Below are 26,105 nucleotides of genomic sequence, written 5' to 3' on the forward strand. Positions count from 1 at the left end.
TGTCTTATTCTTTTCTCTTCTTTTTCCACTGCGTTCCACCAATAGCCATAATTAATATTGCTATAAACGCCACTGTTTCATATATTTGTACACCGGTATTTACCGGACTATCATCAATAAAACGTTCATTTGACTGAAGGACTTCATTCATCGCCATCAAATCCATAAAATCTATGTACGCGGTTTCTGTCCGATCAATTTTAAAAACAGTCCGGTAAATATTCGTATAATTGATTTCCAGCAGACTTACGCCATCTCTGCTGATCCTTCCGGTTCCAATCCGGTTGCCGTCTCCGTCATACAGTTCCCATGCGCCTTTGCTGCCGAAATAGTCCAACATCGTGCCATCTGTATCCAGAAAAACCAGAAATGGTTCCCTGCCACCATCCTCCAGATCCAGATACCGCTCCTGTGCATATCCCAGGCAGTTCCCCTCTGCGTCATAATAGCCGTATCCGGTAGCAGACTTTTCACCTTTTACGTCATTTGTATAATCAACAGAAAACCATTCCTGATCACCTATATAGACCGTATTCCACTTCACATAACCAGCTACCTTTCCATCTGCAAGAATCTTTGTTTCTCTGCGTTTGGAATACAGATCTGTATAGATCTCGACAGTAGATGCCGTGCTCAACGCTTCTTTCGCCTCATCCACACTGGCAAATTCCATTTCAGGGGTGTTTTTGCCACATCCGGTCAGCAAAAAAATGACCAGTAACAGCAATATACTATTGCTCCATTTTCTCTTTTGCAAATCAACTCCCCCTCTTCTTGCAAGATATCGTTATGATTCTGTTTGTGGATTCCAGGAATTCTGCTCTAATTTTTGCAGCATCTCTTCCAGAGTAACGGTGTATGCTACTTTTACGTCACTGTTTTTTTGGATAATAAATTCAGAAAGACCGTAGTCTTCGCCATTGTCTGCCCAGTCATAGGTGTATCCCAGTCTGGTCCATGGATATTTTCCATCAAAATAGCTGGAGATAATATTCGCATCAAACCACTCTTTATATTCTGCACTGACATCATCAGAAAAAGAATCTGTCATTTCTGTTGTCTCGATATCAGAGACATATGCCGGTCGGAAAATATCTTCCGGATTTGCCCACATGGCAGTAAAGTAATTAGATTCATTATCCGGGCGCAGACCGATTAATTCTTTCATTCTTGTCTGCCAGTCTGTCACACTCTCTTTGTTTTCCTGATACCAGTCTTCCAGTTCACCGCCTGTAAATGTCCATACATTTCCCCATTCCAGTGTTACGTTGGCACCGTCTGGATAACTGTCCGGATATTTATGAAAGGTATAGAGAAGGATTCGCCCATCTTCATCACAGACAGAATATTCTTCACCCTTTGCCAGACTTATTACCGGAAGGATTTCATTCTCTTCGATGATTATTGCATCTTCTACCGCATCATTGAAAAGTGTCTGTAAATCCGTTTCATTTTCTGCTGAAAAATTTGTTTCTTCTTCTGCCTGAACGCTTATAATTGTGTTACCTGACAATGTGATGGCAGGGATCATCAGCATATTCATGATTATTATATTCCGTAATTTATGTTTCATAGGTTTCATTCCCTTTCTGTTCAGTGTGTTATGATAACATGCCAATTAATAACATGTCAATTAACTATTATATTTCTCCGTATCCAGCAATTTTTCTGATTTTGCTACTATAAGGGATACTGCCACATCTCCGGCAGAATTTACAGCAGTTCGGAACATTCCCAATAAGGAATCGATTCCCATTACCAGACTCAGTGCTTCTGCCGGAACACCAATCTGGGTCAGGAGTACGGACAGACAGACCAGTCCGGCCCCCGGTATTCCCGGCGCACCGATGGAAAGAACTATGATCGAAAATATCATGGAAAACAGTTCGGATCCACCCATATGAATTCCAAAAACTTTAGCTAAAAACAATCCTGCTACTGCCATATATATACAGGAACCATCCATATTTACTGTAGCTCCTAAAGGTATGGAAAATGAACATATTCTAGGAGATATTCCCAAACGCTGACACGATTTCATATTAAATGGCATTGCCGCATTGGAGGATGCCAGACTAAAGCTCGCCATCATTGCAGATGCATGTTTTTTTAACAGGATGATCGGATTTAATCTGGTTATGATAAACACTAATGCACAATAAACCATTAACATAGTCGCCAGTGCCAATATGAATGTTCCAAAGAAGCTCATAATGGCCAGCAGCGTTTCTGTTCCTGTAAGCATAACGAGAGACGTCATGGAACATAATACAGCCAGTGGTATAAGTTTTACAATCAGAGTGGTAATTTTCAAAAATAACATATTAAAGGCTTCAAAAAGGTTCTTCAAACTTTTTGAATAATCACCAATCATTCCAACTGCCACACCGGAAATAATTGCGATAAAAATAATTTGCAGCATATCCGCTTCCAAAAAGGGTTTTACAATATTCGATGGTACGATATTTACAACGGTATCTAACAATGAAATACTTGTACTGCCGGCAGTCTCAATCGTCTTAGAGGCGGCATCTGTTACATACTGAGAAAGAGATGCATCACCCGGCTGTATCAGTCCAAACACACCAATACCGACAAGTACTGCCAGAAGTGTGGTAAAAAGATACATTCCCATCACTTTCAGACCGATTTTCCCCAAATCCTGAATACTGTCAAATTGAGACAGACAGGTGACGATAGAAAAGAATACCACCGGACCAACAATCATCTTTAATGCATTTAAAAACATTACTTTTACAGGTGCCAGTAAGTACTCGTTTAGCATATTCTGGGCAGATGCTGATAATAATAACTTTAAAGCAATTCCTAAAATAATAGAAAACAGCATTGCGCCCAATGTCAAATAAAGCTGCATTCGCTCGGAACGTTTTACGATCAGGCGTATGGTGTTTTGATGCAGTTTATTTTTATATTGAAATATATCTGACTGAGAACGAATAATCAGATTTCGGATGGTTGCCTCTGCGTCGCCGCTTACTCCGTCAAAATCCATATCACCTATCAATATGCTCTCTTCTGATATATCAAAGGTTTCACCACGCGCGCTTATATTTAGAGAAATGTTACCAAATAGCTTCTTAAACACGATCTCTATATTTTCATGCTCTTTTGTATGACTCATCATACATACAATACTTTCTTCTGCCATAAGCATGGTCATTGTGGCTTCTCTGCTTTTGAGATTATATTTTTTTAACTCGTCTTCCACATATTGTAATGCTTTCCCAAGTTCCTCTCTGTTATTCCGTATAATCATTCGTCTTTCTCCAATTTCTTACAGTTTTTTTTCCATCCATAATCTGTTTTGCTTATTTATGTATTCATATTTTATTTCATCCATATTCCTCTTAACCAGATAAATGCCAAGACCACCGATGTTTCTTTCTTCTGAGGATAACGTGATGTCTGGATCTTCTGTTTCCAGTGGATTATAAGGAATACCATTGTCTGTAAATGTCAGACAGATTGCCTTCGGTGTATTTTGAAACTCCACGCTGACTGTTACAGTTCCAACAGAGTCTTTGTATGCATAATGACAAATATTTCCAAATATTTCATCAATCACAATATGTATCTGTATTTTGGACTTCATGGGGCAATCTATTTCATCCAGAAGATCATCTACAAACGCTGTTACTGTATTTATATTTTCGATTAAGGCATCTATGGTTATCTCTTTCACAGGTTACTCCTTCATTTTTCTTGTATACTCCAGACACAGCATGGTGATATCATCAAACTGATCGTTGTCGCCGACAAAAGCATCAATATCTGCCTTCACAAGTTCCAATATTTTTTCAGGGCTGCATGTCTGACATTGTTGATTCAGAATATGGTGCAATCTGTCCATTCCATACAGTTGATGTTCTTTATTCATTGCTTCGGTTACACCATCTGTATATAGAAATACTTTGTCCCCTATATGCAACTGAATTATCTGTTCTTTGTATCTGATATTTTCCATGCCTGCTAATACAAAGCCGGGACGAACTTTATATGCTTCGTATCCTTCGCTTTTACGGTAAATAAATGGCTTCTCATGTCCTGCATTTACATACCGGAATTCGCCTGTTATAAGATCCAGAACGCCTTCAAATGCGGTAATAAACATTCCGTTATCATTTGATTCACACAAAATATGATTTACTTCCGTAAAAACTTCTCCCAGATCACGACCGGGCTGGGTATGATCTTTTATCAGAGTTTTGCCGATTACCATAAATAATGCTGCCGGAACACCTTTCCCTGAAACATCTGCCATTACAATTGCAATATGCCTTTCATCTACCATAAAAAAATCGTAGAAATCGCCGCCAACCTCTTTGGCTGGTGTCATAGTTGCATAAATATCTAATTCATTCCTGTCTGGAAATGCCGGAAAAATACATGGCAGCATGGAGGACTGAATATGTGTTGCAACATTAAGTTCTGTACCAATGCGTTCCTTTTCAGCAGTGACAGCAGTCAGATTTCCAATGTAATCCTCCAGTTTTTTCAGCATAGCATTAAAAGAATTTCCAAGATCTTCTATTTCATCTTTTGTGTTGATAACAATTTCCTGTTTTTTAAAATTTCCAGATTTTATTATTTCAGTAGTAAATCTGGAAAGTTTTTCTATCGGAGTTAACACCATCCATTTCATTAACATTATATATAACAGCAATGCAACACATATGATAGTGCATGAAATTCCAAGCATCTTATACAGAAAAGAACTTAAATGGTCACGAACTGCCTGCATATCTAAGATGTATTGTATTTCGGCAATTGCCTCACCTTGTTCGTCCAGAATCGGAGAAACAGCCGTATAATTGTATCCGTAACTGTTATCCGTCACAATTGGCTTATCCGTACCTCTGTTTTCGGCATACAGGTTCCATACATAATAATATTTTTGCAAATCATTTTCATCGTATGCTGCGTCTGTGTATAATACATCTGTTCCATAAGTCAATTTATTCGCAGGATTATCACCGATTTCCGGTACACATGTGTCAATATAAAAAGTTACACTGTCTTCATCTGGAATTACCAATGACAGATATGTAATGTCCCCGTCTTTCTTTAAAGTGTTCAACATAGATTCCACATGGCTGTACACCTCACTGTCCTCACCGCCAGGTCCAATAATCGCACGTACATCCTCTATATCCAGCATAGTTGCTACACTTTTGCTTCCGCTGACGACTCTCTGAGCATACATTTCTTCCAGATACTCTTTGGAAGACAGATAACTGAACAGAGAAATTGTAACCGTTAAAGCGACACCCAGCACACCTAAAGACAATACAAATTTCGACAATAATTTTGAATTCATTGTGCTACATTCCTCTCTAACCGTTTATAATAAATTGCGGCATCACATTCACATCGCCCCCTGCAGACGGGACAGATCAGATCTACCCGGTCATACCATAGACGTCTTACGTCTGCCAAATGGGAAAATTCATATCTTTTCAATGTTTTTTCCATTGGAACTTTTCCGCCGGGTTTCCAACATACGCCAATGACGATATCTGCTTCTGTCTTTTCGATAAGCCATTGCAGACATTGTTCCACCAGATAGTTGGATAATCGGCGGTTTCTATATTCAGGTATGATACCTATGGACTGCATATTTCCGAATAACGGTTTTTCTTTTCCTGTCAGATTTTTCAATTTTGACAGAGATATCTTTGCCAGTTTTTCTGCTTCTTCTATTTCTATCAAACGAAAATAAAAATATGCGACCGGTTTATTTTCTGATGTTACTAAAAGCAGAAATTTTTGCTTCGGATCCGTAATTGCTTTCAGAAGGATTTCTTTTGTGTATAAATTTTTCCCTATACATGTTTCGCAGATTTCCAATGCCGGTTCCAGAAGTTCGGCTGACAGGGAAGTTAATTGTAAATTTGTATCAGGCATATGTTTCTCCTCCACAGGTGTATATTTTTATTCCCATGGAAATCGTTGATTCATCGTTTGTCATCTGTTTATGAAGTTTATTGAAATTCTGATTTACCCATTCCCAATCACGTTGATAAAGTTTACTTTGTTTCCTAAGTAACAATAAGTCTTCTGGTAAATAAGAACAGAAGGTTTCAAATATTTGTTCTTTCTTTTCTTTTTCGCTGCCGGAAGAATATACTTTTGAACATTCGCAATGGATATCTGTATATCCATTGTCTGATAATAACTGTGGCAATTCCGCACCCATTGTTCTTTTTCCTGCATATGGATCATTTAAAAGTATTTCGAGAAATTTTTGAAATAATCCTTCACTGTCAGGAAACATGCAGCTTTCCATATCATCTGCTTCTATCACAATAAGTTTTCCGTCCCGGGCCAAAAAGGGTCTGAGATTTTTTAAAATATCATCTGGTCTTTCTGTATGCATCAGTAAAAATGAACAGTGAATGATATCAAATGTATCCAGATTTTCCTGTCGCATGATTTGTCTGAGATTTTCTGTAAAATCTGTGTCCATAACATTACAGGTGTAAAAGGAAAATACGTTGTCTTCTAATTCTTTTTGTGCCTGTTCAATGAGTGGTCTCAGACAATCTATTCCTATAATTTTTTTAAAATTCTCATTAGAAAAACGCATTTTCGTTTTCCATCCATTGTTGCATCCGACATCTAAAAGTGTTAACCCACTTCTTTCATTCATGATCTTTTGATATACCGGCTGTTCATATTCTGAAAGCAGTCTTCCTTGTATAGCCAGTCTTTTTACCTCTGCCTCTTCTAAGAAAAAACTATTGTACGGTTGAATCAAAATATCTCGTTGTGTGATACGATACGGTGTTCTTTCTCTGACAACCTTCTTGCATTCCTGAAAGGTTTGGTTTAATTTTTCTTTCAGGTCTAATATGCTCTGATACACACTTTCATCTGATCTGTCTGCGATCATAATAAGAGAATCTTCATTTATACTTAACTGACGGATTGCCTGATGTTTTTTAAACTCCAACCGACTGTATTCATTGTCAATCATTTCTACATCATACATAAATTGCAGATTCCTGTCAGCTGCAATGTCGAGTTCGTCTGCAAGACGAATAAGGGATGCCAGATAGGGCAGATGAATCTTATTTCCATTTGGAACGTAGAATTCTTCCGGATATGCTTCTGTATCCCACAAATCTGTTTTTCTGTGTCCCCTTGAAACCTGTACAATTGCAAAAAGATGTTCCTGTGACGGTATTTCAAAAAGTTCTGCATACTTTTTTATATACTCACCACTGAATTCCTGATGAAAATCCCTGATAATGTCCGGAATGTTTTCCTGCGAATGTGTATCGAAATAATCTTCAAAATCTATTCTTTTTCGAAAATTCTCATAATCAGACATAGTGATTCCCATCCCACTGTCGTGAAGATAGGCTGCCATCAAAAGCACATAGATCTCATCTGCATTCATCTGGTCAATATTCCTGCCGATCAAATGATTGCAAAAATCAATTACCTCTAATGAGTGGAGTGCTGTGTGATCTGTATAAGTAGGAAAAATATTCTGATATTTTACCAGCATCTGCTGGACACAAAACACACTGTTTCCAAACAGTTTATGTAGGTGTGGATTTTCTCTTTTTAGTTTTTGTTCGCATAAATAATTCGTATCCATTCTTTTTCTCTTTCATTCCTCACATTTCAATCGAGAGAATACTCCTTTTTACTCAATTGTTAAAATATCTGAAAATCCAGTAACTTCAAATACTTCGGCAATAATTTCATTTACATTTTTTACAACCATACTTCCTTGTTTATTCATGATCTTCTGAGCAGCAAGTAAAATACGAAGACCTGCTGAGGATATATATTCTAATTTTTCAAAATTAAAAATCAGTTCTGTAAGACCATCGATTGATTGCTTCAATTCTGTTTCCAACATCGGAGAAGTTGTGGTATCCAGTCTTCCTTCCAACAGAATTTCTAATTTTGTTCCTTCTGATTTTTTATTAATGATCATTGTGATTCCTCCATTCGTTTAATTTCACACATTTTTAGAAAGATCTATAAAAAAATGCTATTTCTAAATAAGTATACGTTTTTAGTTGTTTAAAACAATATATTTGGCACCAATGACCTCTTTTTGGCACGAAATGTCAAAAAGAGGTCATTGAAAATTCAAAAACAGGCGGCGATTCCATAATCAAGTGAAATCACCGCCTGTTTTTTTACTTATTCAAAATATTCTTTACTTAAATGATCAATTGTTCCTGTTTATTCTGCTTTTTCAAAATATACGATAGAATTTGGTTCTGGTTCAGCGCCTTCTTCTTCTGAATCAATATAATCAATATTCTTCAGAAGCCCAGTATCCTGCAGATTCAGGGACAGATTATCCGGACTCAGGAAGAGACCGAAATGACTTTCGCTGTCATCGATGAGTTCCAGTTTCAATGTCTGATCCTCCAGTGTACCTTTCAGCTCTGTCTTTGTCGGTTCTGAATCGTTAAACTGATCCTTTAATTCCAGAGATGCTGTACCGTCTTCTTTCACAACTAATGTAGCTTCTATTCCCCAGGTGTCAGAAGACATTACCATCTCATCCATCTCAACAGCAATGATTTTCCAGGTGCCTGCAAAGTCGCTTAGTTCCACTTCGTCTGTCACCGGATTACCGATGATCGATGCCCAGTCGGTTGCTTCCGGTTTTTCTCTGCTGAAAGTCATGATCGTACTGTCGATATCACCAATTAACATTCCTTCTTCATCGATTGCCATTTTAACATCCGAAGCTGTATCCGAATGCATAATGATCTCTTCTCCTGCCAGTTCCCAGGTTCCCTGTTCCGGATCTTCACCGGACATAGTCATTTCCCAGGCATCATCGTCTCCAAATTCCAATGTGGCTTCCAGGCCCATATCAGCCGGACTCATAGTCATTCCTTCGATCTCCATTGTTGTAATATACCAGAGACCGGATACATCTTCTTTGGTCAGATCCTCAGCCAATACTCCTGTTGCCATCATAGCAGCCATCATTCCTGTTACCGCAAAAACTCCCATTTTCTTTGTCATGTGTACACATCTCCTTTCTGATAAAATATATTTTTTTATTTTCTGCTGCCAGAGATCTCTTTTATCTGGCAGCAAGTATTACCGTTTTATGAATGATCCGTCATATTCCGTCAGGAAAGTCCATAGGCACTGAGTATCTCTGCGATATCCGGCATTGGATTTTCCGGCATCTGACAGGTACCTCTCTTTACCTGGGACGCATCTGTAATAATCGCAGATCCCTGGAACTTCTGTGCCAGAAGCTGCATCTGTTCATCTGTAGTATCTTCCGGTACCAGAATGGTAACACTGCTGTTCTCTAAGTTTACCCAGTCTGTTTCCAATACATTTGGATCTATCCCTTCCAGACAGATGGTTTCGATTCCTGACAGCATTCCAAATGCTGTCAGATTCAAACGCTCCACTCCACTGCGAATATGAATTTCTTTCAATGACTCAGATCCGATAAAAGCACTGTAATCAATATCCTTTGCATTCACACAAATCTGTTCCAGACCAGTTACTCCGAAACACTGCATTCCGATACGGTCCACCTGATTCTTGCACCATACTGTCTTCAGGTTCTTACAGTAATTAAACAGATAATTATCCATCTGGCGAACACCATTTACAAAGATCACTGTTTTCAGTCCCTGTAATTCCTGGAATACACCGTTATTGGTATTTTCCAACGGTGCATAGCAGATGACGGTTTCCAGATCGTGGCAGTCCATAAAAGCACTATCTTCTATGGATTTCAGTGTTTCCGGCAGGATCAGACAGCGCATTGGAATCCAGTCGCCTTCCTCCTGATTGGTTGCCATCTCTGAAGTGAGATAATCTCTGGCACATTCAAAGGCATTGTAGGATATATTTTCTACAGGAATTCCATCGATTGTGCGCGGTATAATCACATCCACTGCTGTTCCGGTGTATGCTGTAATTGTTCTGGTATCCGGATCAAATTCAAAGTTGTCTTCTGCCAATGGTTCATATGGCATTTTTATTAACGACGATTCTTCTCCGACCCTGTGCAGCGTGTCATACCATGGATAATCTAATACTGCAGCCCATTCTGCCACCTGCTCATCCGTTGCATCGGCACTGACCCTGATACACTCCGGACTGACACCTTCCAGTGATTCTCCGTTAACCGGAATATTTGTTGGTATAATAAATTCATTCAGTGAAGTTCCTGCAAATGCTCTTGCACCAATAGCCGTCACGCTGTCTCCCATATGCAGCGTCGTAAGTCCTGATCCTTCAAAAAGCCGTGCCGGAATGCTTCCTGTCATCACAGTAGCTTCTGTAAGATTTTCACATCCAGCAAAAGCTCCTTCCGGAAGCAATCCTACATCGCATAAAATATTCACCTGCGTCAGGCCGCTGCATCCTGCAAAAGCATTTTCTCCAATCTCTGTCACAGATGCCGGAATCGTGATCTCCTTCAACTCTGTACAGTCTCGGAAAGCTTCTGCACCAATGGTAGTCACAGAATCAAACAGATCCACATGCTCCACAATACTTTCTGCAAATGCCTCTTTTCCAATATAAGTAAACAGGTCATTATGATTGACTGCAAAGTAGGTAATCGTTTGGTCGCCTTTCAACGCACCGTCTGCAATTCCTGTAATTTTCCATTCCTTCTCATCGTCTGAATAAGTACCGTAGCTGCGTACCTTTGGCAGATCTTCCTCATATCCACTGATATATAGTGTATTCGGATCATCTGGATTTTCTACTGTGGAAAAATGCGCAGCCACCGTTTCTGTGTTCTGATTTCTCCATACCCGGCATTCCAGCCCCTGCGCATCCACAATCTCCTGTACATCCAGCATTTGCTGTTTGGTACAGTATTCATTCAGGTCAATATCTCTCAGATTGCTGCATTCTGCAAAGGCAGTATCTGCAATCTCCGGAAGAGTCTTACCATCCATATAAACATATGTCAGACTGGCATTCTTAAAGCATTCTTCATCCAGCTTCTCCAGTGTAGATGGAAGAAATACATTCGATGTCCATACCATCGAAGCAAATGCAGACGGACCAATTTCTTTTACTCCTTCCGGAATGATCAGATCCTGCGTCGGAGCTGTATAAATGAAAGCTCCTTCTCCAATGTATTCCAGACCTTCCGGTAAATTCAGATCATCTCCGCCATAACCTCTAAATGCATAGTCGCCAATCCTCTTTAAGGTAGATGGGAACTCCACATAATACAAAGTCTGTACATCTGTGAAGGCTTCGTCTTCTATTTCTTCCAGGCCTTCCGGAAGTGTCAGATACGACAGAATATCATGAAAAGCAAATGCTCTTTTTCCAATTGACTTTACCGGCACTCCGTCAATCGTTTCCGGAATCGTCAGTCTTGCATTTGTTCCCTCATAACCGGTAATCGTTCCTGTTTCCGGGTCGAAGATCAGATTTTCTGTATCCAGGTATTCGTCAGGGGTGTGCAGCACAGCCGGCTTTCCACTTGGCTGAATCTCCAGCAGCAGATCGTTCTCTTCAAACACCTTCTTATATGCTTCCAGCTGATCATTCGGTACATAAACTACCACATCATCCGGAAGTGCACGCAAGGCTTGTGAGTAGAATATAGGACAGGCTCCTTCAAATACAATCTTTTGCATATTAAAGCAGAAACCGAGCGCATCTCCTCTCATATAACAGACAGATGCCGGTATGGTGATTTCTGTCATCGCATGGTTACTGCCAAGACACCCACGCCCAATACTGATCAGATTCTCGGATAGCGTAATCTGTGTCAGATTCTCACAGAAGCTTAAAGCACCGTTTCGAAGTACTGTCACACTGTCCGGCAGAACCACAGAGGTAAGCGTATCTGAACTTCCCAGACAACTCATATACAGTACTTTGACGGGTACTCCATCCAGTGTATCCGGAACCACTACATTTGTGTCTGTACCCATATATTCCCGCAATGTATACGCTTCGCTGTCAAAGTTCCAGATGGTTTCTTCTGCCGATACACACACTCCTGACAGCAATATCAGTATCATAAACAACCAGCATGTTTTTTTCATCATACGCACCCTCCCTTCTTCATTAAAATTCCCTGCTTTTTATTTAGCGGAAAGAGAACTCTCCCATCTGTTAAATCTTCTGTCCGCAAAACTCACAGGTACTTACACGACCTTTTACCGTTCTGTTTTTTGCTCCACAGTATGGACAAATACGATCCTGATAGATCTGTTCTTCTACCTGTTTGTTCGGCGCCATAATCTCTATACATTTTTTCTCCATATCTATCTTCAGGTTCTGCAGATATCCCTTCTGAACCAGATATTTTATCTGAGCAGGTACATTACGTCCGAGTTCCGTCTCCAGTTTCTGAAAACTGACCTCCTCTTCTTCATAATAAGATAACCATCCTGCGATCTTCTGTGTTCTCCTATAGCGTACGAAATTACGAATTGTACGAAGAATCGGCCACAGAAAAAGTCCCATAAGCACAAGTCCTGCTATGATACCGGACAGTTCCTCTCCAGTGCAGATATCTTTTTTCACAACCTTAACAGATGCATATACGCAAAGCACACAGAAAATGCTGATCATATAGGATGATAGTTTCACTTTTTTTGCATTGTTTCCAAGATATGGATTCATTTTTTATACTTTCTCCTCAGTTACATTAAAATTTTCCACTGGATCCTCCGTGAGTTTCCCCGGACGAGCTGGTGTGAGTACTGCTTCCGCCACCGGAACCAGAAGAACTGCTATCCGAACTTGAGATATCTCTGGATGAAACTACACGGTTGAGCAGAATTTCTCTGCCGGTTCTGACTTTCAGACTTCCCTGTACAATATAATCTCTTGCACTTACTTTTTTTCTTACTGTCTTCAGACTCTTCTTCTTGCCCTGTGCCCTGAAAAAAGCAATGATACAGCCAATGACAATGTCTATTGGGAGCCAGACAAAAGCCACGGAACCTTTGGGAAGATTGTCTGCATCATAGGGTTCTCCTTCTTTCGCCTGAGTCAGAAACTGATCACATAATTCTGCATATTTCTGAAAGCCCTGTGCATACTCTCCATCACTAATATAGGATAAAAAATGATCCGTCATATAGTTCTGTCCTGCATCGGTAAAGGCTGTAATTGCGAAACCGTGGGTACTAATTGCCCAATCGCGGTCTTCCATTGACAGAAGCAAAAGAATTCCGTCTCCGTCCTGACCCAGTCCATAACCGTTAAAATCAAAATAATCATCTGCATAGCTTTCAGCTGTTTTGCCATCCAGAGATGCCACTGTTACGACAATAACATCACAACTCTGCCGTTCACTGATTTCATCCAGCTGCGCCAACAGACTGTCTGCTTCATCTTCACTTAAAAGACCAGCCTCATCTTTCAGACGTTCATAGGACGATACTTCTTTCTGAGGTGTTGACTGTGTGTCCGAAAACATGGCATTTACACCTACAAATCTTCCGGATATTATCGTCAACATCAGTGCCATCGACAATAAGAGCTTTATTTTTGAAATAGTTTTCTTCATCTGTCTGCCCTCCTATACCATATATATAATCATCCACATGAGTGCATACAGTACAGCTCCGATTGCAACGCCTCTGGTTGCCACATATTTCCAGAATGCGCCTCTGTCAAAGGGCAAGTCTCCTACCATTTTTCCAGTCTGCCCATTCATGGCAAAAATATATTGATTTTTCTGCCATGTTGTATTTAGAATCCATACCGGATACAGCACATACCAGTATCTGGCATCTACAATATGTACATCACTGGATTTGGTTTCTACAGAATCATATTTTGAAATTCCAGGTTTTAACGCTTCTTCTGCACTTCGTTTGATTCTTTCTTCTGCTCGTTTTCGCCCTTCTGTCATCTCGACATCGTATCGGTCGGCCATATATCCAGACAAATAAACCGCCTTAAATGGAACGGCATCCTGAAACTGATAAGGTTCAATAGACTCCATCAGTTTATCATCCATTTTTCTGGAACAGTCTACCGGAAGGTGCTCGAACGACAGAGATCCACTTCTTCCCAAATCATAAGTTGTTCTTTCGGTATATTCTGTATCACCAGATGTCCAGACTTTCACTTTTTCTGCTTCATAGTTCACATCTGCATGAACTTTCGTATCAAACAGCCAGAACGGTACATACACACCTTTGATTTCATCGATATGATTCTCTTTTGCAAAAATTCCAGGCAAGAATTTTTTCTTTGTAAGATGTTTTTTATAGGCTGCTTTTGCCGCTTTTTTGTCCAGTTTAAACGGTATGATATAATCCGGTTTCAGGTCACCTGAAAATGTACCTTTAATAACTACCTGGTTTCCACAGTATGGGCAGGCAGTTGCACCTGTCGTTTTATCTGCGACAATCTCTCCACCACAGGACTGGCAGGAATAGACAGCCATATTTGCTGTTTCTTCACGAGTCCAGGAAGAATCGCCTCCCATAGCTTCCCAGCAGGTATCCCCCTGCTGCATACCGGCCTGTTCTTCCTGAACATCCTCCCATTCTTCTATTCCTACTTCCGTAGCACAAAATGGACATTTTAATTTCTGTGTTTTACTGTCAAACTCCATTGAACCACCGCAGGATGGACATTTATATTCCATTGTATCTGCCATATTTCATCACCTCATCCTTTTGATTCTATCTGTTAATTTCTGATACATTACAAAACCTGATCATTCCAGTCGATTGGATCTCCGCAGAATGGGCAGAACTTCGGAATATTGATCATATCTGTTGGTGTCCATCCACATTTATCACATTTGATTCTTGCAGCTGGCTGAGTATCTATCTGAGGTTGACAACCTGGCTGCCCCATCTGCTGGTACATCGGTTGTTGTCCAACCTGTTGCTGGTATGTCTGCTGACCAATGTCATCCATCTGTCTTCCGGCCATTCCCATATTTCCAGGCTGCTGACATTGTGTCAGTGCGGCTACAATCTGATTTCCCAGATTTTCTGTGTCGAGAATTCGTCCTCTGTCATGTTCCGGGATGGAAAATGTATTCAGGGACATTCTCATTTCATTGAACCATGGAGCGCGAACACCGATTTCTATTTTATAGTCATAAGAATAGCTGTATCTTGGTGGATCATAACTCTGTTCATTTCCTTCTTTATCTTCATAAAATTCCTCTGTACGATCCTGTTCCACATCCAGACGGCAGCTTGTGATCTGAGACAGTTCCAGAATATCCGGATTATTTTCTACATTGATCCGGGATGCAATGGTAAACCATCCGTGTTGATCATCAATAAATACATGTGCATTGCTGCCTTTAAAATCTCTTGTGATCTGGAACATCTGTACTTTTTTCTTATTGTCTTCCCGATAAGCTAACTGCTGACGAATTTCTTCTACTGTACTGTGTCTGCGATCGGAAAACCATGGTGAAAGTTCTTTGGCACAATTTTTACACAGATTTCCATCATCCAGTTTCCTGTTCCCCAGCATTCCAATTTCGCCGCCACAAATATCACATACCTTTTTTTCAAATAATTTACCTAAAAAACCCATACATTACACCTCCCTGGACTTTTTCTTTATTATAAAAAAAATTGATAAAAGTTCCCATCCTAATATTAGTATACACAACTATGAATATTCTTTAATAACCTTTGATAACCAAACCACTTTCTCTTGCGGCTACTGCAAGCTGAGTACGTGACTTAAATTGTGTTTTTTCCAACATTTGCTTTACATATTTCCGCACAGTCCAAATAGATAAATGCAAATTTGCCGCAATTTCCTCATCCGTATCTCCACTGGTCAGCTCTCTTAAAATTTTCAGTTCCTGTTCTGTAAATTCTGTGCTGAGTGCCTCACCGATCTTCCGGTATGGAGTACTGTCAGGATAAATATGCTCTCCGTTCATTGTGCGGTCAATCAAATCTAAAATCACTTCAGAAGAAGGTTCCTTATACCAGAAACTATCTACTCCTGCTGCTTTTGCACGGTTAATGAAATCGCATTCAGGTTGGCTGGTCACCATTAAAATTTTGATTCTTGGATGATTTTTCTTTATTTTTTCTGCAGCAATAAGCCCGCTTGCATGAAATGCCGTACAGACATCCATAATAATCAAATCTACCTGTCTAGTCAGACAATACAATTCTGCCATAGATGCGCTTTCAATTGATCCTGCCAGTACATACCGTTCACTGTTTTTCAGATAAATTTCGAAAAGTGTTCTGGTCATAGGATCATCTTCTACAATCAGTACTTGAGTTGGTATCATATTCTACTCCTTTCTCCGGCAAAGTGACTGCCAGAACAAATTCTGGTTTCGTAAAAATATTCATACTTCCACCGGATTGTTCAAGACGAATACGCAGAGAACCAAGTCCACCGCCTTCTGTCACAATAGATTCCGGTTTTTTCCCATTATTTGTAAAAAATATGTTCCAGTTGGTTACGTGTTGTATTTCTATCCGCAGCTGATCTGCTCCGCCATGACGTACTGCATTCGTCAATGTTTCTGCAGCTGCCGCCATTAACAATTCCATCTGCTTCTCTTCAGTTGGAATATCCCCATGTACGATGATCTTCACGCCTGCATCTTCTGCTGTTTTTATAAATTGTTTCCATTCATTTTTTTCTTCTGAAATCTCAGCTTCTTTTTTCAAAAGCAAAACAACATATTCCCAGCGTTTTCGTACGCTTTCTTTTTCGATGACAGATTCGGTCTGTGTCAGATATGCTCTGGATGCCAGCAGTGCCTGCCCCATCTCTTTGTGAATCCGAATCTTGGTTTCCAGAATTTCTCGACTGCGCACGTAGGCATCCATATTTTCTCCATGTTGTCTCAGTCTCTGATTCATTTCTGTAAGCTGGCTGTTTTCTTTTTTTAATTGTTGTGATAACTGATACAATTTTGAAATATTTACAGCTGTCAATTGCCACACGTCTTTTGTATCCATTTTCAACAGTTGTTTTTCAAAAGACCAAATTTCTCCATTTTTCATACGTAAACAATGTGTTCGTTCATACCATACCGGTTCTGCATGATTCGTTATCTGATCTCTTGATAATCTGGCCCAGAAAACATTTCCATTTTGAAGATCTTTTCCTGTCAACTCCTGACATATCTGTTCCATTTTCCAGTTAGACAACAATATAAATCCCTGTTCTGTAAAAAAACAGAGTCCCATCGGAAGACATTCTACACTTTCTTTTATAGCAGATTTTGTCAGTGTACTTCTTTCATAATGAATCAGATGCCAGATCATTATACCTGTCAGTATCGTCAGACTTAACAGTATTAATATGACACCACATATCGGTAACTGGCTGATTTTCATCTCTATGATCTTTCCATCTGATAACCTGTTAAAAAAGAGTTTTTGATTCACGTCACGAAATGATAACAATACGATTCCTGTTATCACTAAAACACTCAGACAATATTTGAGTTTTGTTTTTTCTTTTTTCCAAACACCTGTCATCATACATCCAAACTGAAGCAGAAAAAGCCCGTATAGACACAGAAGAATCATCCCCCTTGTAACATCCGACATTTGTGATACTGTAGTCATTCTCAAGTTTCTCCTCTATTCACACTTAATCTGATTTCCTTATAAATTCGTAACAGTTCCGTACCTTTACAGTTACAGTGGCTGCTGAATAGTTATGTAAATTCTAAATACCAGGTTTTTTCCAGTTGCCTTATATTCACGCTGCCTCCCACTGCATACCAGTAGTTCCATTCTGGTATATTCCAGGCGTTTTCCAGATTTATCTGGATTTTCATACAGATTTGATTATTTAACACGTGAACATTTAAAAGCATTGCATCGGTCCGATCCAGTATCTGTTCTATCAGCTGTTCAAATGTATCATATACAGCAATCAGATATTCTGCTTTCGTTTCTCCCTGGCAAGAACTGTCCATGGAAACCATTGTTCCATAAAGCTGCATCATTTCAGCAGACTCTTTCAGACAAAAACTTAATTCCTTTGCCTGCAGCAGGGCTGAATTTTCTGCAAGCAATGCAAGATTGCATCTCCGTTTGATATAGGCACTTAATACACAAATATGCGCCAGCTGCTTCTGTTCTTCCTTTACATCTTTCTTTTTTAATAACTGCTCTACCTGATCTAACTGTTTTGTGACTTCTTCTGTAATACGGTCATACAGACGATTTTTTTCTTCGACTTGCAACTTCTTTTCGCGAAGCTCCAGTTCCGCCTTCATCAAATCATTTTTTTCAGATAATTGTTTTCCGGTGTTCTCCAGAGCTTCTGTAAATGTCATGATTTCTGAAACATCTTCCCACCAGAGAATCCATCCTCTTGTTAACTTTGCACATTTCAGTCTTTTTCCATCCATGACGATACCTTCATGTTCTAAATCAGTCATCCAGGTCCGAACTTGTGCTTCCGGTTGTTGTGCCTGTCCGGATACATAACGCACCTTTCCCTTTTCATCTGCTATATGTGCTTCAATATTTGCAATTTCAAACAAACGGTCATATTGGGAATTCGAACGAATCAATCCACTTTGTATGCAGCTCTCCAGCAAAAGAACAATCATAGCACAGTTCAGTGCAGTCACATCACACTTCAATATATTCATACAATATAAAATAGTAACGGCAACTTCTAACAGCATAACCAGAACCGGGATTTTTTGAAACCACGGACGCCCCGGTGCACGGCATTGCCTCAATAATGACAAAACGAAGTACAGTCCAAGCAAAATACTCCACCCTGAAACAAGCAGATAGCAGGAACCATATGTATAATAATCATCTGAAAATGCTGATCCGTCCGGAAAATCAAAGACAAGCTGATGAAGATCATTGGTAAATACCAGTAATAACAATATTATGGCCGGAAGATACAATAGTTTCCATTTTTCAGGTAATTTATAGTCCTCTGATTTTCCAAGACATTGAATGACAAATACACCAAACAATGGTACAAAAATCAATGCTATATAATATGCATACCAGCAGTATCGATTTGCCCAGGTATCAGATGGGAAAAACATCCATTTGCAGGTTCGGATGTACAGCCACAATATCAACAAACTGCAGGCGGCCAGCAAATAACGTCTGACAGAATCCTGCATAATCCTCTGCTTTATGGTACTCATCCAGATAAATAATAAACCGGCATGAATCAGATGGCGACTGAACTGTAATATTGTTTCCAGCAAAATATAGTCTTCTTCTCTTGCGAGTTCTCTGATTACCGCTGCACAGATAAGAAGACAGACACTGATTACCAAATAATATAATTTTTTATTTTTTTTCAATTCCATTGCATAACCTCATAATTTCTACAGTAATCGCCATTTTTATTTCCTGATTCTATTCTAACATAAGAACAAAGAAGCTGCCAATGTGCATTCAGACAGATTTTCCTGCCGCATAAAAAAACACAACAGCCATAGATGCTTTTCTCTTACAGCTGCTGTGTTTTATTCTTTTATTTATAATCCATAACCAGAAACATTGATTTAATTGCCACTACTTCATCGTATTCTTCCTGTTCTACCACGACATTAGAATTTAATGCTTTTAAATCCAGCTTCAATACCTGAAGGGCACTTTCCAGGTTCTCTGCACGTCCTTCCTTTAAAATCTCTGTCATACGTTTCAGAACGATCGGATGGGCATAATAAGCCGGAACCGGAAAATCCGGGTAGGTCTGAATATAATGTTCCATAGCATATATGGAATCTTTTAGTTTCTGTTCCAGATATTTTCTGTTATTTTTTGATGTTGGCAAAACGTTGGCTCCTGCAAACAGGAAAATTGCTGCCAGACCAAATAACAAAAAGTAAATGCCAAATCCTGCATGGGTGATCAGTGAATAAACACCATAGGCAAATGCTCCTGCTCCCATGACCGTAATCGCCAGTGCAACCCATTTATAAGCCGGATTACTACGATCATAAATACGCTTCTTCCTGGCTGACTGACTCAAATCCAGATACAGATCTGACTTTCTGTGAAGATATTTTTCTGCCTTCTCCAGATTCTGGATACTCATTTTTGCTTCGTCTGACAAATTGGATACATGTTTCTTTTCAGCCAGACGTCGGGCTTTCTCTGCCAGCTTCCGTTCTGCCTCTACACTATGCAGTGGAATATTGGGAAAATTCGTTTCCACAAAAGCAAGCAGACGATCCACGTCCTCTTCGTGCTTAAAATTGCACTGCTTTTGCTTTCCGTTATCATACTCCACTACCAGATATGGCAGTGTACCAAAAATTCCCTTTCCGGTAAATCCACCTTTACTCATAGCCACTCTTTTAAAAATTCTGTTAACCGATTTGATTGGCACATAATATTGACGATCAATATAAAAGCTATTCAGATACAGTGCTTTCTTTCCGATACCACACGGACCAAACTTTCGACAATTCTTTTTATCCTGTTTAATTTCCTCCTCTGGGAGCGACATTTCTCCAAGCTTCTTTGTTAAAATCATGATCTGTTCTCTCTTTTCACTTATTTTGATCTGATGTGCGGTACCCGCAACTCAATGCCAAGACTTTTTAAAAACAGACCAGGCGAGAGTCCATCCCCCGCCTGATCTATGTAAGTCAGCTGATTTGTCTCATATTGAGATCTTCCCGGCTACATTATTCTTTACGCAGCTTTCACTGGTTTCTTTGTTGCATGAAGAAAGATACCAAGAAACAGTGCTGCCAGAATGATTCCTGCCGGATATGCAATTGTGGTGGAAAGTCCCAGACACTCAGATGCACATACAAAATAGGTCATGGATACTGCACTCATAAAGGTTGCCGGTACTGCAGTAATCCAGTAATTCTTCTTCTCACGATACAGATACATACTTGCAGTCCATAATACGATCATTGCCAGAGTCTGGTTGGTCCAGCTGAAGTATCTCCATACAATCGCATAATCCAAATGTCCGATGAATGCACCGGCTGCCAGCAATGGCACACAAAGTACCAGACGTTTCTGAATCTTGTTCTGGTCAATCTTGAACCAGTCTGCCAATACCAGACGGGCACTACGGAATGCCGTATCACCAGAAGTAATAGGGCAAACGATAACACCGACCATAGCCAGAGCCACACCTACAGAACCCATTGTCTTAATACATACATCATAGATCGCTGCGGACTGACCATTTGCAAGGATCTCTTTTAATCCTGTGCTGAGTCCACCGGTTACTTCGTATACTGCACAGCCTGCTGCTGCCCAGATCAGAGCGATGACACCTTCTGCTACCATGGCACCGTAGAATACGAAATGTCCCTGTTTTTCAGACTTCATACAACGAGCCATCAACGGTGACTGTGTGGAATGGAAACCAGAGATCGCACCACATGCTACGGTAATAAACATGAAACTCCAGATCGGTTTACCATCCGGATGCATATTTGTAAAGTTACTCCAGATCTCTGGAATGGTATATGCAGGATTGGTAAAGATACCAAAGATAACACCAACTGCCATAACAATCAGGCAAATACCAAATATTGGATAAATACGTCCGATAATCTTGTCAATAGAAATAAAAGTTGCGATAAAATAATATGCCAGAATGATCCACAGCCATACTTCTGTGCTGGAAAACATTCCGCTGATACCGGCGTTCTTTAACAGTGTTACAATCAAACCTGCAGGTCCTACCGCAAATACGGTACCTACCATAACCAGCAGAACGACGCTGAATACACGCATCACATTTTTCATCACGCCACCGAGATAAATACCACATACCTCAGAAATGGATGCTCCATCATTTCTCGCAGAAAGCATACCGGAGAAATAATCATGTACACCACCGGCAAAAATGGTACCAAACGTGATCCATAAGAACACTACCGGTCCCCAGAGGGCACCCTGCATAGCACCGAAGATCGGTCCCAGTCCTGCAATATTCAGCAGCTGTACCAGGAACAGCTTCCACTGTGGCATGACAACGTAGTCTACGCCGTCATTGATCCTGACTGCCGGTGTCTCTCTGTCATCCGGTGCAAAAGTGTTTTCCACTACTTTGCCGTAGACAAAATACCCACCTAACAACAGGGCAAAACAAATAATAAAACTTAACATAACAACACCTCCCATGTGTTTTCATCATATCTATTATAGTATAATCTGCATAATTTTCAACATATTTCATTCTATTTTTCGTCAAACCGCAATACTGTTTTTGTATTTTTATCATACCTTTCTGGTATGGTAAAAGACGGAGCTTTTGCTATCTCTGCAAAAACTCCGTCTCAATATCTGTCAGAACCGATTCTTTAACCTTCTTTGTGCTTCTTTTCTCTCCTGTCAATCTCTTCTGTTACATCTTCCCAGCTTACCTGATATTCTGCCATCAGATCTGTCATATGATACAGAACGTCTGCTGCCTGTTTCTTAACAGATGTATGGTCAATCAATGTTTCTTTTTTCTTCTGTGCATTTTCATACAGATGCTGAAGTGTATTCATCGGATCAATGGCATCATACTCTTTCTTCATCAGATCCCTGTAAAAGCAACTTCGATTACCTGTATGGCAGGCTGCTCCTACTTGCACAACATAAGCAAGAAGGGTATCATTGTCGCAGTCTATGGACAGCCGCTTCACATACTGAAAGTGCCCGGATGTCTCTCCTTTGGTCCACAACTCCTGACGACTTCTGCTCCAGTAGGTCATACGCCCTGTCTTAACAGTCTTGTCAAAAGCCTCCTCGTTCATGTATGCCAGCATCAGCACTTCTCCATTGCGGTAATCCTGTACGATAACCGGGATCAGCCCGTCACTGTTCAGCTTGAATTCTGACCAGGCAATAGCAGACTTCTGCTGTTTCATAGGAATTCCCTTCATCTGAAGAAGATCCTTTAATTCAAAAAGATCTACTTCTGTATTAGAAATCACATTGCCGGAAATACCGGATACATTGTCTTCTTTTAATAATACATATACTTTCTGATAATCCACCAGATCCATCAGAGGGATACAGGTAACCGGAAGACTGCGCACAGCCTCATAAAGGTGACGGTTATCTCCAAGAAGAATTACCTCTTCTGCATACTTTTCAATGCGATCATTTTCCTCTTTAGGGAAAGTAAAATCATTGATGCAGACAGCGATATGTTCTTTTCCAAACTGTTTACATGCTTCTGGCAGCAGATCTCTGTTCTCTTCTTTTGACATATTCAGAAATACTCGGTTGCACCCCATATCCACCAGCGCTTCCATATCATGCAGTCCCTCTATATGTCCGCCCGCAATTACCGGAATCTGGCTTCTTCCACACAGACATTTGATGATTCTCTGATGAAGTTTGTGTTCTTCTTCGGATTTCGATAAATCAAACAGAATCAGTGCATCGGCGCCTTTATGCTCATAGTATTTTGCCAGTTCCGGAATAGAACGTTCTCCCAGAATATGAAAATTCGTAATCCCGGTTACTGCTTTCCCGTTTTTCATAAAAATATGTGCAAGAAGATTTTTTACATTAGATTCTTTCATACTTTACAGACTTCCTTTCGTTGACAGTACTCCTGTAATTCTTTCATCATATCCGGTTGCCATATCCAGTGCTTTTGCAAATGCCTTAAATGCACACTCTGCAATATGATGGTTATTAACACCGGATAACTGCTTAAAATGCAGGTTCATTCCTGCAGAATAGGAAATGGCATAAAAGAATTCACGTACCATTTCTGCATCCATATCTCCGATTTTTTCACAGGTAAGAGTAAGATCTGAGCTGTAATACGGTCTTCCGGACAGATCAATGGCACAGAGTACCAGCGCATCATCCATCGGCAGAATTGCCTGTCCGAATCTGCGGATTCCTCTTTTATCACCGATTGCTTCCTTAATTGCTTCTCCCAGGACAATTCCGGTGTCTTCTATTGTATGGTGAGAATCTACCTCAATATCTCCCCGTATCGTTCCGCTTAAGTCAAATAATCCATGTCTGGTAAATCCATTTAACATATGATCAAAAAATGGAATGCCGGAATCCAGATGAAAGTCACCCTGTCCGTCAATGCAGAAATTTAATTTAATCTCTGTCTCTGATGTAAATCTTTTGATTTCTGCGCTGCGATCTGCCATGATATATTTCCTCCTCATTTATGCCATGCGCCTGATTCTCTGTTTCACATCCAAGAGCGCTGCCCCCTGACATTACTCAAACCTTACATGTATAGAATTAGCATGAGCTGTAAGCTGCTCTGCCTTTGCAAACTTCTCAATATCTTCATGTACTGCTTCCAGTGCTTCTCTGGAATAGTAAACAATGCTGGATTTCTTTACAAAATCATCTACATTCAGCGGTGAGAAAAATCTGGATGTTCCATTAGTCGGCAGTACATGGTTCGGTCCTGCAAAATAGTCTCCCAGAGGTTCGCTGCTGTATTCTCCAATAAAGATTGCTCCGGCATTACGGATCCTAGTCATCACCTCGAATGGATTGGCTGTTACGATCTCCAGATGCTCAGAAGCGATCTCATTTGCCGCATCAATAGCATCCTGCATATTCTCAGCTACCAGAATGTATCCGAACTGATCCAGTGATTTTTGGATAATCTCTTTTCTGGATAATACTTTCATAAATCCATCCACCTCTTCCGATACCTTCTCTGCCAGATCCATGCTTGTCGTGATCAGGATGGCGGATGCCATCTCATCATGTTCCGCCTGGGAAAGAAGATCCGCTGCCACGAAACGTGAATTGGCAGTCTCATCAGCAAGCACCAGAATCTCACTTGGTCCTGCGATAGAATCAATGTTGACAAAACCGTACACTGCTTTTTTGGCAAGCGCCACATAGATATTACCCGGTCCTACGATCTTGTCTACTTTTTCAATGGATTCTGTTCCAAAAGCAAGTGCTGCGATTGCCTGTGCTCCGCCTACCTTGTAGACTTCATCGGCTCCGGCTTCGTTTGCTGCCACCAGCGTGGTAGGATTCACTTTTCCTTCCGCATTACACGGTGTAGTCATAACAATCTTCCCTACACCCGCTACCTTTGCCGGCACAATATTCATCAATACAGAAGAAGGATACACAGCCTTTCCACCAGGTACGTAAACACCAACTCTTGCCAGTGGCGTAATCTTCTGACCAAGAAGGGTTCCGTCTTCCTTGCTGTCAAACCAGCTTGTCCGTCTCTGTTTTTCATGATAAGAACGGATATTTACCAGTGCTTTACGAATGACTTCCAGAAGCTCCGGATCTACCTGGCTGTAGGCTTCTTCCAGTTCTTCCTTTGTCACACGGATATTGGATTCATTGATCTTCGCATGATCAAACTTCTCAGTATATTCAAAAACTGCTTCATTTTTACGCTTTCTTACGTCATCTACAATCGCAGCTACTTTATCTTCATAAGCACCATAGTTGTTCGGACTTCTTTTTAACAAATCTTCCAGAAGATTATCCTTAGACTCCTGTGTCAGTGTTACAATTCTCATTTCTGACTCCTCCTGTACTGTAATTTTGTGATTATAATACTGTTTTTAATTTATTCAGAATCTCTGTAATTCGTTCGCTCTCCATCTGCATGCTGACTCTGTTTACTACAACTCTTGCCGAGAGCGGGCATACTTCTTCCAGTACCTGCAGACCATTTTCCCTTAGGGTTGATCCAGTCTCGACAATATCTACAATCACATCAGAGAGTCCCACGATAGGTGCCAACTCAATGGAGCCATTCAGCTTAATAATTTCAACTGTCTGACACTTTTTATTATAAAAATATTCCTTTGCAATCCTCGGATATTTGGTTGCCACACGAATACGCTGCTGATGCTTCAGAAGCTCTGCTGCCTCAGCCGGTCCGCAGACACACATGCAGCATTTTCCAAATCCCAGATCCAGTACTTCATAAAGCTTACGGTTTTCTTCATCTATGGTATCTTTTCCTACCACACCGATATCTGCTGCCCCGTATTCTACGTAAGTCGGCACATCCGGTCCCTTGGCCAGAAAAAATTTTAACTTCAGTTCTTCATTTACAAAGATCAGTTTTCTCGAATCGGTATCTTTCATCTCTTCGCAGGTGATACCTACCTGTTCCAAAAGAGCAAGGGTCTGCTTGGCAAGTCTTCCCTTGGTCAGTGCAAATGTTAAATAACGCATCAGTCTTTC

At 40.3% G+C, this 26,105-nt stretch carries 23 protein-coding genes; all 23 read right to left on the reverse strand.

Annotated elements, in window-relative coordinates; genetic code table 11:
- Positions 1–4: 4 nt before the first annotated feature.
- On the reverse strand, positions 5–757 hold the full coding sequence (locus H8716_RS11815) for a hypothetical protein (protein WP_249309049.1): 753 nt from the start codon (positions 755–757) through the stop codon (positions 5–7).
- Between the two features lie 30 nt (positions 758–787).
- Positions 788–1,573 (reverse strand): hypothetical protein, encoded by a 786-nt coding sequence (locus H8716_RS11820; RefSeq protein ID WP_249309050.1) that lies wholly within the window; start codon positions 1,571–1,573, stop codon positions 788–790.
- A gap of 60 nt (positions 1,574–1,633) precedes the next feature.
- Positions 1,634–3,277: a dicarboxylate/amino acid:cation symporter gene (locus H8716_RS11825; RefSeq protein ID WP_249309051.1), complete on the reverse strand. Its 1,644-nt coding sequence runs from the start codon at positions 3,275–3,277 to the stop codon at positions 1,634–1,636.
- Between the two features lie 18 nt (positions 3,278–3,295).
- Positions 3,296–3,703: an ATP-binding protein gene (locus H8716_RS11830; protein WP_249309052.1), complete on the reverse strand. Its 408-nt coding sequence runs from the start codon at positions 3,701–3,703 to the stop codon at positions 3,296–3,298.
- A 3-nt stretch (positions 3,704–3,706) separates the two neighbouring features.
- Entirely contained in the window at positions 3,707–5,338 is a 1,632-nt protein-coding gene (locus H8716_RS11835; protein WP_249309053.1) for a SpoIIE family protein phosphatase, read from the reverse strand.
- Complete coding sequence (locus tag H8716_RS11840; protein ID WP_249309054.1) at positions 5,335–5,925, reverse strand: hypothetical protein; 591 nt, start codon at positions 5,923–5,925, stop codon at positions 5,335–5,337. The genes H8716_RS11835 and H8716_RS11840 overlap by 4 nt, the downstream gene beginning before the upstream one ends.
- Positions 5,918–7,627, reverse strand: coding sequence for an HD domain-containing protein (locus tag H8716_RS18135; RefSeq protein WP_456298677.1), 1,710 nt, complete (start codon positions 7,625–7,627; stop codon positions 5,918–5,920). Before H8716_RS18135 ends, H8716_RS11840 begins: the two co-directional genes overlap by 8 nt.
- 48 nt (positions 7,628–7,675) lie before the next feature.
- Entirely contained in the window at positions 7,676–7,972 is a 297-nt protein-coding gene (locus tag H8716_RS11850; protein WP_249309056.1) for an STAS domain-containing protein, read from the reverse strand.
- A gap of 254 nt (positions 7,973–8,226) precedes the next feature.
- Positions 8,227–9,027: a hypothetical protein gene (locus tag H8716_RS11855; RefSeq protein ID WP_249309057.1), complete on the reverse strand. Its 801-nt coding sequence runs from the start codon at positions 9,025–9,027 to the stop codon at positions 8,227–8,229.
- 110 nt (positions 9,028–9,137) lie between these two features.
- Entirely contained in the window at positions 9,138–12,056 is a 2,919-nt protein-coding gene (locus H8716_RS11860; protein WP_249309058.1) for a leucine-rich repeat domain-containing protein, read from the reverse strand.
- A gap of 67 nt (positions 12,057–12,123) precedes the next feature.
- Positions 12,124–12,636, reverse strand: a complete 513-nt coding sequence (locus tag H8716_RS11865; protein WP_249309059.1) for a hypothetical protein — start codon at positions 12,634–12,636, stop codon at positions 12,124–12,126.
- A 25-nt stretch (positions 12,637–12,661) separates the two neighbouring features.
- Positions 12,662–13,528: a TPM domain-containing protein gene (locus H8716_RS11870; protein ID WP_249309060.1), complete on the reverse strand. Its 867-nt coding sequence runs from the start codon at positions 13,526–13,528 to the stop codon at positions 12,662–12,664.
- Positions 13,529–13,540: 12 nt separating this feature from the next.
- The gene (locus tag H8716_RS11875; RefSeq protein WP_249309061.1) at positions 13,541–14,632 is read right to left on the reverse strand and encodes a hypothetical protein; all 1,092 of its coding nucleotides are present in this window, start codon (positions 14,630–14,632) and stop codon (positions 13,541–13,543) included.
- A gap of 47 nt (positions 14,633–14,679) precedes the next feature.
- The gene (locus H8716_RS17745; protein ID WP_330606606.1) at positions 14,680–15,534 is read right to left on the reverse strand and encodes a DUF4428 domain-containing protein; all 855 of its coding nucleotides are present in this window, start codon (positions 15,532–15,534) and stop codon (positions 14,680–14,682) included.
- A 91-nt stretch (positions 15,535–15,625) separates the two neighbouring features.
- Entirely contained in the window at positions 15,626–16,255 is a 630-nt protein-coding gene (locus tag H8716_RS11885) for a response regulator transcription factor (RefSeq protein ID WP_249309062.1), read from the reverse strand.
- Positions 16,221–17,552, reverse strand: a complete 1,332-nt coding sequence (locus tag H8716_RS11890) for a sensor histidine kinase (protein ID WP_249309063.1) — start codon at positions 17,550–17,552, stop codon at positions 16,221–16,223. The genes H8716_RS11885 and H8716_RS11890 overlap by 35 nt, the downstream gene beginning before the upstream one ends.
- Before the next feature lie 92 nt (positions 17,553–17,644).
- The gene (locus H8716_RS11895) at positions 17,645–19,282 is read right to left on the reverse strand and encodes a histidine kinase N-terminal 7TM domain-containing protein (protein ID WP_249309064.1); all 1,638 of its coding nucleotides are present in this window, start codon (positions 19,280–19,282) and stop codon (positions 17,645–17,647) included.
- Between the two features lie 167 nt (positions 19,283–19,449).
- Entirely contained in the window at positions 19,450–20,457 is a 1,008-nt protein-coding gene (locus H8716_RS11900) for a DUF998 domain-containing protein (RefSeq protein ID WP_249309065.1), read from the reverse strand.
- A 161-nt stretch (positions 20,458–20,618) separates the two neighbouring features.
- Entirely contained in the window at positions 20,619–22,061 is a 1,443-nt protein-coding gene (locus H8716_RS11905) for a carbon starvation CstA family protein (protein WP_249309066.1), read from the reverse strand.
- 194 nt (positions 22,062–22,255) lie between these two features.
- The gene (gene hisI, locus H8716_RS11910; RefSeq protein WP_249309067.1) at positions 22,256–23,473 is read right to left on the reverse strand and encodes a phosphoribosyl-AMP cyclohydrolase; all 1,218 of its coding nucleotides are present in this window, start codon (positions 23,471–23,473) and stop codon (positions 22,256–22,258) included.
- 3 nt (positions 23,474–23,476) lie between these two features.
- On the reverse strand, positions 23,477–24,067 hold the full coding sequence (hisB, locus tag H8716_RS11915; protein ID WP_249309068.1) for an imidazoleglycerol-phosphate dehydratase HisB: 591 nt from the start codon (positions 24,065–24,067) through the stop codon (positions 23,477–23,479).
- 72 nt (positions 24,068–24,139) lie between these two features.
- Positions 24,140–25,429 carry a histidinol dehydrogenase gene (hisD, locus tag H8716_RS11920; RefSeq protein ID WP_249309069.1) on the reverse strand — a complete coding sequence of 430 codons (1,290 nt, stop codon included), beginning with the start codon at positions 25,427–25,429 and terminating at the stop codon, positions 24,140–24,142.
- A gap of 31 nt (positions 25,430–25,460) precedes the next feature.
- On the reverse strand, positions 25,461–26,096 hold the full coding sequence (gene hisG / locus H8716_RS11925) for an ATP phosphoribosyltransferase (RefSeq protein ID WP_249309070.1): 636 nt from the start codon (positions 26,094–26,096) through the stop codon (positions 25,461–25,463).
- Positions 26,097–26,105: the final 9 nt, after the last annotated feature.

It is taken from the genome of Jingyaoa shaoxingensis, from assembly GCF_014385005.1.
Taxonomy (GTDB): domain Bacteria; phylum Bacillota; class Clostridia; order Lachnospirales; family Lachnospiraceae; genus Marvinbryantia; species Marvinbryantia shaoxingensis.